At 62.1% G+C, this 13,970-nt stretch carries 13 protein-coding genes; 6 read left to right on the top strand and 7 right to left on the bottom strand.

Features of this window, described 5'->3' with window-relative positions:
* The first annotated feature begins 48 nt into the window (after window positions 1–48).
* From FQV27_RS12840 to FQV27_RS12815, 6 genes are read left to right on the top strand one after another with little or no spacing between them, the layout of a single operon-like run.
* A complete protein-coding gene (locus tag FQV27_RS12840; protein WP_147099140.1) occupies window positions 49–942 on the top strand; it encodes a UTP--glucose-1-phosphate uridylyltransferase in 894 nt (297 codons plus the stop codon).
* Window positions 942–1,946: a UDP-glucose 4-epimerase GalE gene (gene galE, locus FQV27_RS12835; RefSeq protein WP_147099138.1), complete on the top strand. Its 1,005-nt coding sequence runs from the start codon at window positions 942–944 to the stop codon at window positions 1,944–1,946. The genes FQV27_RS12840 and galE overlap by 1 nt, the downstream gene beginning before the upstream one ends.
* Window positions 1,936–3,213: a glycosyltransferase family 4 protein gene (locus FQV27_RS12830; protein WP_147099136.1), complete on the top strand. Its 1,278-nt coding sequence runs from the start codon at window positions 1,936–1,938 to the stop codon at window positions 3,211–3,213. Before galE ends, FQV27_RS12830 begins: the two co-directional genes overlap by 11 nt.
* Window positions 3,191–4,216, top strand: a complete 1,026-nt coding sequence (locus FQV27_RS12825) for a glycosyltransferase family 2 protein (RefSeq protein WP_246133098.1) — start codon at window positions 3,191–3,193, stop codon at window positions 4,214–4,216. The genes FQV27_RS12830 and FQV27_RS12825 overlap by 23 nt, the downstream gene beginning before the upstream one ends.
* On the top strand, window positions 4,213–5,892 hold the full coding sequence (locus FQV27_RS12820; protein ID WP_147099133.1) for a DUF5927 domain-containing protein: 1,680 nt from the start codon (window positions 4,213–4,215) through the stop codon (window positions 5,890–5,892). The genes FQV27_RS12825 and FQV27_RS12820 overlap by 4 nt, the downstream gene beginning before the upstream one ends.
* Window positions 5,885–7,276: a hypothetical protein gene (locus FQV27_RS12815; RefSeq protein WP_147099131.1), complete on the top strand. Its 1,392-nt coding sequence runs from the start codon at window positions 5,885–5,887 to the stop codon at window positions 7,274–7,276. The genes FQV27_RS12820 and FQV27_RS12815 overlap by 8 nt, the downstream gene beginning before the upstream one ends.
* A 12-nt stretch (window positions 7,277–7,288) precedes the next feature.
* On the opposite strand, the gene FQV27_RS12810 is transcribed toward FQV27_RS12815, so the two are convergent.
* The 7 genes from FQV27_RS12810 to motA form a co-directional block, all read right to left on the bottom strand.
* Window positions 7,289–8,269, bottom strand: coding sequence for an alpha/beta fold hydrolase (locus tag FQV27_RS12810; protein ID WP_147099129.1), 981 nt, complete (start codon window positions 8,267–8,269; stop codon window positions 7,289–7,291).
* A 78-nt stretch (window positions 8,270–8,347) separates the two neighbouring features.
* Window positions 8,348–8,722, bottom strand: a complete 375-nt coding sequence (locus FQV27_RS12805; RefSeq protein WP_147099126.1) for a glycoside hydrolase family 92 protein — start codon at window positions 8,720–8,722, stop codon at window positions 8,348–8,350.
* 96 nt (window positions 8,723–8,818) lie between these two features.
* Window positions 8,819–9,916, bottom strand: coding sequence for a flagellar type III secretion system protein FlhB (gene flhB / locus FQV27_RS12800; RefSeq protein WP_147099124.1), 1,098 nt, complete (start codon window positions 9,914–9,916; stop codon window positions 8,819–8,821).
* 60 nt (window positions 9,917–9,976) lie between these two features.
* The gene (locus tag FQV27_RS12795; RefSeq protein ID WP_147099122.1) at window positions 9,977–10,741 is read right to left on the bottom strand and encodes a flagellar biosynthetic protein FliR; all 765 of its coding nucleotides are present in this window, start codon (window positions 10,739–10,741) and stop codon (window positions 9,977–9,979) included.
* Window positions 10,741–12,825 carry a flagellar biosynthesis protein FlhA gene (locus FQV27_RS12790; protein ID WP_147099120.1) on the bottom strand — a complete coding sequence of 695 codons (2,085 nt, stop codon included), beginning with the start codon at window positions 12,823–12,825 and terminating at the stop codon, window positions 10,741–10,743. Before FQV27_RS12790 ends, FQV27_RS12795 begins: the two co-directional genes overlap by 1 nt.
* A complete protein-coding gene (locus FQV27_RS12785; protein ID WP_147099118.1) occupies window positions 12,815–13,099 on the bottom strand; it encodes a hypothetical protein in 285 nt (94 codons plus the stop codon). The genes FQV27_RS12790 and FQV27_RS12785 overlap by 11 nt, the downstream gene beginning before the upstream one ends.
* A complete protein-coding gene (motA, locus tag FQV27_RS12780) occupies window positions 13,096–13,962 on the bottom strand; it encodes a flagellar motor stator protein MotA (RefSeq protein WP_147099117.1) in 867 nt (288 codons plus the stop codon). The genes FQV27_RS12785 and motA overlap by 4 nt, the downstream gene beginning before the upstream one ends.
* Between the last annotated feature and the right edge of the window lie 8 nt (window positions 13,963–13,970).

Here is a 13,970-nt window from a genome sequence, read left to right as displayed (position 1 = left end):
GCGTAAAAGAATATCAGCGGCTACCGCTATCTGAAGGGAACGACCGCCATGAGCCGGAAAGTTACAAAAGCTATTTTTCCTGTCGCCGGACTGGGGACCAGATTCTTGCCAGCCACCAAGTCGATCCCGAAAGAGATCATGACACTGGTTGACCGGCCTCTTATTCAATATGCCATTGACGAGGCCCGCGCCGCCGGGATCGAAGAGTTCATCTTCGTCACCTCGCGCGGCAAAGGTGCGCTGGAAGACTATTTCGACCACGCACATGAACTTGAGGCCAACCTGAAGCGCAGCGGCAAGAACGACCTGCTGGACGTGCTGCGGGCGACCAACATGGATTCGGGCGCGATCGCCTATGTCCGCCAGCACAAGGCGATGGGCCTTGGCCATGCGGTCTGGTGTGCACGCCGTCTGGTGCCGGACAACGAACCCGTTGCTGTCATCCTGACCGACGACGTCATCATGGGCGATCCGCCCTGCCTTCAGCAGATGATCGAGGCGCATGCCGAAACCGGCGGCACGATGGTCGCGACCATGGAAGTGCCGATGGAAAAAACCAAATCCTACGGCGTTCTCGACGTCGCCGAGGATATGGGCGCCATCGTCAAGGCACGCGGTCTGGTTGAAAAGCCCAAAGACAATCCGCCGTCGAACCTTGCGGTGATCGGGCGCTATATCCTTGCGCCGACGGTGCTGCAGAACCTGAACAAACTGCGCGAGGGTGCGGGCGGCGAGATCCAGCTGACCGATGCCATCGCTGACGAGATCCTGGAAGGCCGTGATGTGTTCGGCCTGCGCTTCCGCGGCCAACGCTATGACTGCGGCTCGAAAGCCGGCTTCCTTCAGGCAACCGTGGCCTACGGGCTGGAGCGTGGCGATCTGCGCGACGAATTCCTGGAATACCTGCACGAAATCGTTTCCCTGCAGCGGGCCGCCGAATAATGCCCGCTGAAAAGGTACTTGTAACCGGCGGCGCCGGTTACATTGGCTCGCATGCGTGCAAGGTATTGCAGGCGGCGGGATTCGTTCCGGTGACTTATGACAGCCTGGTGACCGGCTGGCGCGACGCGGTAAAATTCGGCCCCTTCGAACAAGGCGATCTGATGGACCGCACGCGGCTGGATCAGGTCTTTGCCGAACACAAGCCCGTCGCGGTCATGCATTTCGCCGCCCTCAGTCAGGTGGGCGAGGCGATGAACCAGCCCGGCAAATACTGGCGTGGCAATGTCTGCGCTTCGCTGAACCTGATCGAAGCGACAATCGCGGCGGGTGTGAAGGATTTCGTCTTTTCGTCGACCTGCGCCACCTATGGCGATCAGGACGGCGTCGTGCTGGATGAAAACAGCCCGCAAATGCCGCTGAATGCCTATGGCGCCAGCAAGCGCGCGATCGAGGATATGCTGACCGATTTCGGCAATTCCGACGGGCTGAACAGCGTGATTTTCCGTTATTTCAACGTCGCGGGCGCTGACCCGGATGGTGAGGTAGGAGAGTTTCACCAGCCTGAAACCCATCTTGTGCCACTGATCCTTGATGCGATTGACGGTCGTCGCCCCGCGCTGACAATCCACGGCACCGACTACCCGACCGAGGATGGCACCTGCATCCGCGACTATGTCCATGTCATGGACCTCGTCGATGCGCATGTTCAGGGCCTGAACTGGTTGCGTGCCGGGAACGGTCCGACGGCCGGCGGAACCGAGGTATTCTGCCTTGGCACGGGGTCCGGTTTTTCCGTGCGGGAGGTTGTTTCCGCTGCGGGGCATGTCACCAATCGCGAAGTTCCGATGGAGGATGGGCCGCGCCGCGCTGGCGATGCGGTCAAGCTCGTCTCGGGCTCGGCACGGGCGGGGAAAGTTCTGGGCTGGACGCCCGACCGCTCGACCATGCCGCAGATGATCCGCGATGCCTGGCGCTGGCACCAGAACGGCGGGTATGACGGCTAGGCCGCCATTTGTCCTGGACGTTTCGCGGCTGGTATCGCGGATCGGCACCGGCCCGCTGACCGGCATAGACAGGGTCGAAGCCGAATGGCTGGGACATTTGCAGGGGAAGCCGCATCTTCTGTTATGCCGGGTCCGGCGCGGGCAGGCGCTTTTGCCGCCCGCAGCCGGTCCCGCCATTCTGCGCTGGATAAGCGGCGACATGACCGGTCTTCCGTCGCGCGCGGGGTGGCGCGACCGCCTCGCGCGGCGAAACACTGCCCCTGCCCGCGCCGAGGCCGCGCTTCGTCGCATGGCGACGACAGTCGCGCCCGCATCCGGGCGGGGAATCGAAGCCGCAGCCCGCGCCTCGCTGACCGACGATGCCGTGTATCTGAACGTCGGTCACAGCAACCTGAGCCGCGACTTGCTGGCGAATCTCGCGGACTTGCGGCCTGCCGTGATGATCCATGACACAATTCCGCTGGACCATCCGGAATTCACGCGACAAGGACAGTCCGAGCGGTTTCGAAATCGGCTGATCGCCGCGCTGTCGCTGTCGAGCACGATCATCGCCATATCAGAGGCGACTGCCGACCGGATCGCACTTTGGCGCGGGCGGCTGGCCGTGACCGCGCGCCCGAAGATTGTCACGGCGCATATAGGCACCCGGCTGTCAGCCGCCGATCCAGCCGCTGTCCCACCGGAGATTGACCTGCAGCATCCGCTTTTCGTGACACTTGGCACGATTGAGCCGCGCAAGAACCATACCCTGCTTCTGGAGGTATGGGACCGCCTGTCGGAAAGCCTTCCGGCGGGACAGGTGCCGCGCCTGCTGATCGTCGGGCGGCGCGGCTGGGAAAACCGACAGGTTTTCGAAAGGCTTGACCGGCTGCCAGCCGGGGGGCCGATCACCGAGCTGTCCGGCCTTGGCGATGCCGCTGTCGCGGCGATCCTTGAACGAAGCCATGCCCTTCTCATGCCGTCTTTGGCCGAGGGGTTCGGCCTGCCTCTGACCGAGGCCGCAGGACGCGGTATCGCGATACTCTGCACGGACCTTCCATCCACGCGCGAGTTGCTTGGCGATTATCCGACCTATCTTCCAGCGGATTCGCCTGCGAAGTGGGTTGAACAGGTAACAGCTCTCGCGGCGCAGGGGCCATTGCGCAAGACACCTCTTGCAAGTCGTTCGTGGGAAAGGCATTTCAGACAAATAGAGCAGGCCGTTATGCCGGAGCATGATGAAAAACAAGACTTGGTGGTAGAGGGTGGCAATTCGACTGGGATCTAGCTGGAATGCGCTGCAATTGCGCGCAACCCGGCAGTGGTATCTCGGCCGTGCGTTACGCCGCCGCAAGCAGGTCAAGCCTGACAGACTGCGCACGAAAAAAATCGCCAGGGACGACATCCTGTGTTTCGTCACCCAGCGGAATGAACGTATCCGCCTGCCCTACTTCCTGGACTATTACCGCAATCTCGGCGTCAATCACTTTCTGATCGTCGACAATGATTCCGACGACGGAAGTGCGGGCTATCTTCGCAAGCAGCGCGACGTCTCGCTGTGGCATGCCAAGGGCAGCTACAAGGCAGCGCGCTTCGGGATGGATTGGATCAACTGGTTGCTGTTCCGATACGGCACCGGGCATTGGTGCCTGACGGTCGACCCGGACGAACTGCTGGTCTATCCCCATTGCGACACACGTCCGCTTCAGGCGCTGGTGCAGTGGATGGACGCGTCGAAGCTGAAGGCGTTTCCGGCAATGCTGCTGGACATGTATCCGAAGGGCAGAATCGGCGATCAGCCCTATCGAGAGGGCCAGAACCCGCTGGACATCGCCAGTTGCTTCGACCCTGCCAACTATATGATCCACAAGAACGGCCTTTACGGCAATCTGTGGATTCAGGGTGGCCCACGCGCCCGCAGCTTTTTCGGACGAACGCCTGATCTTGCCCCGGCGCTGAACAAGGTTCCGCTGGTCCGTTGGCAACGGCCTTATGTCTATGTCTCCTCTACGCACATGGCGCTGCCGCGCTCGCTCAATCAGGTTTATGACGAGGATGGCGGAGAGCGGATTTCGGGCGCGCTGCTGCATACCAAATTCCTGTCCACCTTCATCGCCAAATCGACCGAAGAGATGGAGCGGGGCGAACATTACGCCAACAGCCAGGAATACCGCGCGTATAATGCCGGCCTACAGAACGACATGATCCTGTATCACCCGGAATCGCGCGAGATCGAAGACTGGCGGCAACTGCAGGATCTCGGTCTGATCTCGCAGGGAAACTGGGCATGAGCGAGGGTGTCAACCTCGGCGTCGTATTCCTGTGCCACAACGAGCTTGAGGTCGCGGCAGCGATGGTGCGCATCTGGCACGATGGTGGCGCATCAGTCGCGATCCATGTCGACCAGCGCACCGACGAAGACGCTTACCAGCAGATGCAAAACGCGCTTGCCGATCTTGACCGGATTGTCTGGGTGGACCGTCACAAATGCGACTGGGGCATGTTTTCCATGGTCGAGGCGACCCAGGCAGCCGCACAGGCGCTGCTGGACGGTTTTTCCGATGTCAGCCACGTATTCGTGGCCTCGGGCGCCTGCCTGCCATTGCGCCCCGTCGCCGAACTTTGTGACTATCTGCGCCGCCATCCCCGCGTCGATTTCATCGAGAGCGTCAGCGCGCGCGATGTCGGCTGGACGATCGGCGGCCTGAACATCGAACGGTTCGAGCATTATTTCCCGTTTTCATGGCGCAAGCGGCGCGCGCTTTTCGATCTGACTGTCCAGTTGCAGCGCAAGCTGAACATCCGCCGCCGGATGCCGCGTGGACTGGTGCCCCATCTCGGGTCGCAATGGTGGTGCCTGACACGAGAGACGTTGTACGCCATTCTGACCGACCCGCGGCGCAGCGAATTCGAACGCTATTTCCGTTGGTCCTGGATCCCCGATGAAAGCTATTTCCAGACATTGACGCGACGCCACTCTACCCGGATCGAAAGCCGGACGCTCACCCTGTCGAAATTCGACTTTCAGGGACGCCCCTATACGTTCTATGGCGATCATCAGGAAATGCTGACGGTGTCACGATGCTTCGTCGCGCGCAAGATCTGGCCCGGCGCGCAGGAACTGATGAACGGCTTTCCGAAGGATCTGGGCCCGGAGCATATCGGGGACGAGCCCGATCCCGGCCGCATCGACAGGCTGATCGCGTCCACGGTGGCGCGCAGGCAATTGGGCAGGCCCGGACTTTACATGCAAAGCCGGTTCCCGAAGAAGGACCGTGAAAACGGCAAGACGGCAGGCCGGTATGCGGTGCTGCAAGGTTTCACTGATCTGTTCCCCGATTTCGAGGAATGGCTGCAGGCCCGCGTCGATGCCGATGTGCATGGCCATCTGTTTGACCGCCACTCGGTCGAGTTTCTGGGCCGGCAGCGCGTCGGGCCCGGCGGCATCCCCGCCTTCCCGGAATGCCGCGACTATGACCCGCATGGCTTCCTGACAAGCCTGATCCGCATTGCCGACCGCGAGCAGGTATTCCAGTTCAGTCCGCGCGACACGCAGGACATGAACTGGTTCATGGTGACCGACCCCAATGCGGTCATCCGCGTCGTGACCGGGGCCTGGGTCGTGCCGCTGATGCATTCGGACATGCCATTCGACGATATCCGAAATATCGCCGCGCGACTTCAGCATACCGAACTGGAACAGTTGAAAATCATGCGCTCGGTCTGGGTCAAGGCCGATATCGAGATATGGGAGCTGGCCGATTTTGTCGCCCGTCCCGCCGCGATCCTGCAGCGCGTCGTGCGCGACCTGACACCCGGAAGCTGGCCGCTTTACGATCAGCCGCCACCGCTTCGCGATCTGGACCAGCTTGGCCGCTTCCTGCAGCGTCTGCGCAATGCCGGGCTGCAACCGCGCCTGATGGGCGGCTTTCCGGCCACACGCTCGGAAGAGGAATGGAATGTCTGAGATCAACAGCTTCGTCATCTTCGCCGAAATGCGCACCGGCTCGAACCTGCTTGAGGCGACGCTGAACGCGATCAAGCACGTCACCTGCTTTGGCGAGGCGTTCAATCCCTATATGCTGGGCTGGCCCGGCACCGATCAGATCCGCGGCATAACCCGCGATGAACGAGAGGCCGACCCGATGCGGCTTCTGGATGCAATTACCTCTCGCGACGGTCATCTGTCGGGCTTTCGCTATTTCCACGATCACGACCCGCGTGTCTTCGACGCGATCATGGCCAACAGGCGCTGCGCAAAGATCATCCTGACCAGAAACCCCGTGGACAGCTTTGTCTCGACCGAACTCGCGCGCCAGACCAATCAATGGAAGCTGAACCAGACCGAGACGCCCATTCCCGCCGCGATCGAATTCGACGGCGCGGCCTTCCAGAAGACCCTGTCCGAGATTCAGGAATTTCAGGCCCGTATCCTGCGCGGCCTTCAGGTTTCCGGGCAGGCCGCGTTCTGGCTGAACTACGATGACCTGCGCGATGCCGAAGTGATGACCGGCCTTCTGCATTGGCTGGGCCGCACCGATCTGGCGCAGGTGAACCCCGCGTCGGATCAGGTCCCGCAGAACCCGCGTGAAATGTCGGGCAAGGTCAGCAATTTTGCGCAGATGCAGACCGAGCTTTCCGCGATGGATCCGTTCCAGCTTTCGCGCATCCCCACGTTCGAGCCGCGCCGCGGACCTGCCGTGCCAAGCTTCCTGACGGTCGAGACGGGCGGCGGCCTGCTGTATATGCCCATTCGCGGCGGTCCTGCCGACACGGTAACGGACTGGCTGCGCGCCACCGGGGGCGAGATTGCGCGCGACTTTAATCAAAGCACCCTGCGCGGCTGGTTGCGCGAACACCCTCAGCATCGCAGTTTTACTGTGCTGCGCCACCCGCTGCGCCGGGCGTGGTCGGCGTTCGGCCAGCTTCTCGGCGGGGCGGCCCCCGATCTGCGTCAGCAGATGCGAGAGATCCATCGTGTTCCCCTGCCGCCCGACGAGGCACTGTTCGAAATGTCCGAGGACGATCAGGCCCGGCTTTTCGCCGATTTTCTTGCGTTCCTCAGGCGCAGCATGAATGGCCAGACCAGCCTGCCGCTGCTGCCTGTCTGGGCGAGCCAGACCGAGGTGATCGCCGGCTTCTCGCGCTTTCTCAGCCCCGACATGATCCTTCGCGAAGATATGCTGTCGCGCGACTTTGGCTGGCTGGCCGAGGCTGCCGGTGTGACAGCGCCCGATGTCGGTGCGCCCGAAGCAATGCCCGATTTCCTGTCGGACAAGCCGCTGCAACAGGCCGCGCGCGCCGCCTATCTGCGCGACTATATTCAGTTCGGCTTCACCAACCAGCCCTGAGCCATCGCGCGTTCAGCAGCCGTGCTGCGACCTCAGGGCCTGCAAGGTCTCGCGCAACGAAGCGATGAAGGCAGCGGGCGACTCGATCTGCGGAATATGGCCGGTTTCCGGTATCAGGGTCAGGCTGCTTCCCGCGATCAGTCCGGTCAGCCTCTCGCCCTGCTGAACTGGCGTGATGCTGTCCTCGCTGCCCCAGATGATGCCGGTCGGCAGGCAAAAATCGCGATAGTTTGCCGGATCCGTGCTTCTTGCGCCCGCAGGCGGAACCAGAAGCGACGGCAACCAATCAGCGAAGGCGCGCGTGCTGCCGGCAATCCGCATAGGCCGCTGAAGGACTCGCACGACCTCATCAGTCGCCGCGTCCTTTACGTAAAGAAGCGATGCCAGCAGGCGTCGGGTCATCAGCGGATTGGTCGCCGTGAGCGCAACCGCGAGTTCCCGTAGCGGTCGCACGCGCAGCGGCAAAGGCATGGCTTTCGTCCCATCGCCCTCGGTCGGTTTTGCAATGCCGATTGCGCCATCGACGACGACCAGCCCGGCGAACCGTTCGGGCGCGATCATCGTTGCCTCGACACCGGCGCCCGCACCGAAGGAATGTGCGATCAGGACCGGCTTGATATGAAGGGCGTCGGCAAGCGCGATGACCCGCGCCGCCTGACGCTGCCTGCTATAATCCCCTTCAGGATCGCGATCCGAGAACCCGAAGGGCGGCATGTCCATGCCAACCGCGCGATAGCCCTCCTGCGCCAATGCCTCCAGCACCGGGCGCCAAAGACCGGACCAGGCAGCAGTGCCGTGCAAAAGCAGCAGCGGCGGTCCGTCAGTCGGTCCCATCTCCAGCACGTGCAGCGTGCCCATTGATGTTTTCACCATCTGGCCGTCTGCGGGGCGAAGCAACGCCGCCGATCCCGTCTCTCGCAAGGCAGCGAAGATGCGGAAGCCCAACGGGACGACAATTGCCGCACCCAGCAACGACAGCAGAAGAACTCTCAACCAATACAATCGCACCGTTTCACCTGATCAATATCGCCGAAGGATGCGCGAAATCCGAACGCACTCGCAAGCGCACGATCACGCGTCATGCGTATTTCTGCGAGAAATCCGATCCAGCGTTGCGAGCGTTTTCAGCACCTCGACACGCCCGAATTCGCGCGCCGCCTTCTTCCGCGCGGCGTCGAAGCCAGGCGTGAGCCGCGCAATCTCGGCGTCCAGGTGAAGCCTCGCCCCAGCCAGCCGCCCGGATTCCTGACTGGCAAGCCTGGCTCCCGCGACCGAGAAAGCGTCATGTCGCGAATAGCTGAGCGCCAGCTTCTCGCCGACCGCCCGACGCTCTGCCAGCACGGTATCCATATGGGCGCGAAAAGCCGAAAACCTTTTGAGCTCGGCGTCCGAGCGGATCTGCGCCAGCTTCGCGAGCTGCTTCATCTGGGCGGCGTTCATCTTCATCCGTTCATCCTTCTTTCTTGCAGGTATTCGCCGTTCGCCCACGGCCTGCCGCAGGAATGTCTGCGCAGCAGCAGGCAAGCCGGACAGGCAGGCCCTTTACCAACCGCGCTTCGCCTTTTCGCGCATCGTTTCGGCAAAGCGGATCGCCGCGGCGACGGCGGCGAAATGATCCGGCTCGATTTCTGCGCCGATTCTGACGCTGGCATGGATCGCGCGCGCGCAGGGCGGGTCGGGCCAGATCGGCACCTTATGCTCGGCCGCGCGTTCGCGGATGCGCAGCGCGACGGCGTCGACGCCCTTCGCGACGCAGACAGGCGCGCGCCCGCTTCCACGTTTCCACTCCAGCGCGACGGCGTAATGCGTCGGGTTGACGATCACGACATCGGCCTTTTCCACATCCGCAAGCATGGAGTTCAGGACGATTTCCATCGACTTCTGACGCCGGGCGGATTTCATGTGCGGATCGCCCTCGCTGTCCTTCATCTCATCCTTCATTTCCTTCAACGTCATTCGGTTGCGCCGGCGAAAGTCAAAGTGCTTCCAGCCGAAATCGGCGAGCGCGAAGACGATCGAAATCGCAAGCGCGACCAGCAGCGCTTGCGCCAGCACCGTTTCAAGCCCCGCGATCCAGCCCAGATCATCGCTGCCGGCGATCAGGCGCGGCAGCATTCTGCCGAACAGAAACCATCCGCCAATGGCAACAGCGACGGCCTTCGCGGTCGAAATCGCGAAGGTGACGAGGCCGGTCTTGCCAAATTTCTGGCCGGCGTTCTTGATCGGGTTGATCCGGTTGATATCGGGGGCCAGCTTGCTGGGGACGAATACGATCCCGCGCTGTGCCATCAGCCCGATCAGCACCACAATCGCCGGAACAGCCAATACGGCTAGCGTTATTAGCGCAGCGGACGCGGCGACGCCAAGGGCGGCGTCAAGTCCCGCCTTCGTTCGAAGCGCGCCCGCCGGTGACATGCCCCCGGCGCTTGTGAAACCGGCATTTCGCCAGGCACCGTCGACGCTGTGAAGCCAGCCGGGTAAGGCCCATGACAGGGCCGCCGCACCACCCGCAAGCGCGCCGAGATAGGCAAGTGCGGCATTGACCTCGTTCGAACGCGGAAAATCACCCTTTTCGCGCGCCTTTCGCAGCTTTTGCTCGGTCGCGTCGAACTGCTTGTCGTCGTCCTCGGTTTCGCTCATGGATATCTCCGGCCCGTCGCTCGCGAAGCGTGCGCCGCTGCCCCCTGCAGATGATCGCCCTTAATCCGGCAACGCATGCAGGAACACCGCATCAGCCCAACCCGAAAGGATCAGTGGTGACAGTACGGCAAGCGCGACGAGCGCAAGCATAATGATCGCGGGTGCGCCAATGAACACGACAGGAAGTGCCGGCATGACCCGGTTCACGATCCCGGTCAGAACCTGATAAAGAAGCCCGCCCAGTATGAACGGCGAGGCAACCGCAAGCGCCAGCACAAAGGATCGGCTGACAAGACCAACCATGCCGCCCACCTGGTCGCCGCTGATCTGAAATTGCCCGGCAGGAAAGGCCGCATAGCTTTGCGCAATCAGGTCCACCAGCAGGATCGGAAGTCCCATGGCCATCAGCAGTGCCAGTCCCGCCATATGCATCAGATTGCCGATTGGATGGGGTGCGGCCTCGGTCCCCGTCCCGATCAGTTGCGACAGCGAGGCGGTGGCACCAATTGCAGAACTCGCGACATGAAGCGCAGACGCCATGATCCGCGCCGGCAATGCGATCAGGAAGCCTGCCAGCATTTCGCGAAGCGCGAGCGGGGCAAACAGCATGATGCCCTCGGTTTCGGCGGGCAGCGTTTGCATGTTCGACATGACCGCTGCGACCGGCGCCAGCAGCATTGCGATGGTGATCCGGATGCGCACGGACACGACGCGCTCTGAAAATACGGGAAAGACAAGGACGGCGGCCTGAACACGCAGATAGGCCAGCAGAAGCGGCATCAGCATGGCAGTCAGATCAGGGGGAAGCGCAGATGTCAGCGCCATCAGCCCGCCTCGATTGTCCCAAGCAGATTGATATCTGCAGCCGGGTCGATATCGGCCAATCCCAGCACAGGGACGGGCAGGCCATGCGCGGAAAGAATGTCGCGAAGCTGACGCCTGCGATGATCGGGCGCAGCAATTACCGGGTCTTCCTGCAGGTCGAGCCCGGCAAGCTGCGTGCGCACACGCGCAACCAGCTTCCGCGACAGATCGACAAGCGGCGCGCCGTTATGGCCCCGGCCGGCGCCATCCTCTGCCGCGACGAACTCTGCTTCCCACGCGGGGTGAAGCTGTACGATATTCAACTGCCCGGAAGGTCCGGCCATGCGCTGCGTGATCTGACCGCGAAGGCGTCTGCGGATCGCCTCGAACACTGCATCCGGGCTGCCCGCGGCGCGACATTCGTGAACCGCATCGACGATAAGCGGCAGGTTTCGGATCGACAGCCCCTCATCCAGCATCTGGCGCAGAACTGCCAGCAGCAGCTCCGGCGAGATTTTCTCGGGTATCATGTTGTCGAAATAGGCCTGATAAGCCTTCGCGCGCGAGGGATCCGACATCTCTTTCAACTCGGCAATCAGGCGCTGAAGCGCGGTCAGCGTCAACAATTCAGACAGGCTGGATTTGACGACTTCCATCAGGTGCGTCGACAGGACCTCCATCGGTGTGACGACGGTCGCACCGGCAAGGACGGCATCTTCCTGCTGGTCCTGTTCGACCCATTTCGCCTGCGTGCCGAAGACGGGCTCGCGCATGATCGCGCCTGGCATCAGGTCAAGCACCTCGGTGCTGCCAAGCGCCATCAGCCGGCCCGATTCAAGGGTGCCGCGCCCGCGAACCACGCCATGCACGCGGATGACATAGGCATTCGCGGCACAGTTGCTGTCGTCGGTGATGCGCACCTCGGGCAAAATAATACCGAAGTTGCGCGCGATATGAGTGCGCAGGTTTCCGATGCGCGCGGCAAGTCCGCGACCGGCATCCAACGCGTCCATGACAAGATCGTCGCCGATCTCGACCGCGATATCGTCCATGTCCAGATCGTCGCCGATTCGACGCGGTTGCGCAGGCTCGACCACAGGCGCAGGCTCGGGTCGCGCGCATTCGACGGACTTCTTCCGATAGATGCGCCAGGCAGCAAAGGCGAGCGCTGAGGCGAGCAACAGGAAAAGCAGCTTCGGCATGCCGGGAACGAAAGCCATCAAGACCATCGCGCCGCAGACCACGGCAGGCGCGCGCCAGTCCTGCGCGGCCTGCCCCAGAATGAGACTGGAGGTTTCTTCGGTCGCGCCGCCGCGCGAAAGAAGAAGTGCCGCTGCCATGGAGGTGATGAGCGACGGCACCTGGCTGACCAGACCATCGCCGATCGACAGGCGCGAATAGTTCTGAAGCGCAGTTCCGATGGACAGGTCGTGGGCAATCACCCCCATCGCAATCCCGACCAGCAGGTTTATGAGTGTGATCAGGATACCGGCGACGGCGTCACCCTTCACAAATTTCGACGCCCCGTCGAGCGAGCCGAAAAAGCTGATCTCGCGCTGATCGTTCTCGCGACGGCGACGGGCTTCGGCATGGTCGATAGCGCCGCAGTTCAGGTCGCCGTCGATCGCAAGCTGCTTGCCGGGCAGGCTGTCAAGCGCAAAGCGGGCAGAAACCTCGGCCATCCGGCCGGCACCCTTGGTAATGACAATGAAATTCACGGCAGAGATGACCGCGAAAATCGTCAGCCCCACCATTAATGAGCCACCGGCAACGAATTGCGAAAAGCCGCTGATGACATGACCCGCGGCACCTTCGCCTGTATGCCCCTCTGTCAGGATCAGCCGCGTTGACGACACGTTCAGCGAAAGCCTGATGATGAGCGAGACGAGAAGCAGCACCGGGAATGCCTGAAAGTCGGTAGGCTTTTCGACAGTCGATGCCATGACCAGGATCATCGTCGCACTGGCGATGGAAACCGCGATCCCGAAATCGAGCAGGGATGCAGGTATCGGAATGACCATCGTCAGCACGATGATGACGAGGCCGGAGGTTATCATGGTCCCGCGAAGTGCGCCCGCACCCGCGCGTGCGCCCTCATTCGCCATTCGAAGGCTCCGCAGCATTCGGTGCCGCGACAGGCGCGCGCTGGAAGACGATGCCATCCAGAGGCTGCGCGCTGCCGGTCAGAAGCCCCGCACGGCGCAGATAAACCAGCGCCTGCATTCGGTCGCCCGCATCCGGCAGGCGGCGGACATCCAGCATGAAGGCTGCGGGCATCTGCCGCCCGCTCAGAACCAGCCTGTCGATCTCTGCGATTATCTCGGGCAGTCCGGGGGCGCCTGCCAGCCCCGCGGCAAGGATGCCTGCAAGCAGAGTCATGACGCCCTCTTGATGTCGCGCAGGGCGTTTTCAAGCGAGACGAAGCTGGGGCGCAACTGCTCGGGCGCCGATTGCCGCCCGACCTCGACGCAAAGGTTGGTGGCGTGGTGATGAAGGCCAGCCACCAGCACGGATTTGATAACCTCATAGAAGGACAGATCGTGTTTTTTCACCGCGCTGAGGCGCTGCGCGAGCGGCGATACCAGCCCGTAGGCCAGGAAAACCCCAAGAAATGTCCCGACCAGTGCTGAACCGATCATCTTGCCCAGGATCTCTGGCGGCTGGTCGATCGCGCTCATCGTCTTGATGACGCCAAGCACCGCCGCGACGATGCCAAGCGCAGGCAGCGCGTCGGCCATGGATTGAAGCGCATGGGCGACGTGCATCTCCTCTTCCTTGATAAGCGCGATACGCTTGGTCAGCATATCCTCGACCTGATAGGGGTCGTCATAGTTCAGGCTGGCGGATCGCAACGTGTCGGTAATGATCGCCACGGCCTCGTGATCGGCGAGGATACGCGGATACGCCCGGAATATCTCGCTGCTTTCGGGGTTCTCGATATGCTCCTCCAGCTCTACCGCGTTGCTGCGGCCAAGGCGCAGAAGCTGGAACAGAAGGCACAGAAGGTCTTCGTGATCCTGGCCTTGCCACGCTGGCCCCTTGAAAGCCCGCATGATGCCGGAGACGGTATGCTTCAGAACAGCGCCGCTGTTCGACAGGATGTACGATCCGATCGCGGCGCCACCGATAATCATCATTTCGAAAGGCAGGGCGTGAAGGATCACCTCCATCTTGCCGCCGGCGAGCGCATAGCCGCCGAACACCATGACAATCGTGACAACGATGCCTGCTGCACCGAACATGGCGTTCT

It is taken from the genome of Paracoccus aurantiacus, from assembly GCF_007993065.1.
Lineage (GTDB): Bacteria > Pseudomonadota > Alphaproteobacteria > Rhodobacterales > Rhodobacteraceae > Paracoccus > Paracoccus aurantiacus.
Note: the sequence above shows the minus strand (reverse complement) of the source record. Positions and strands in the feature narration are given on the sequence as shown.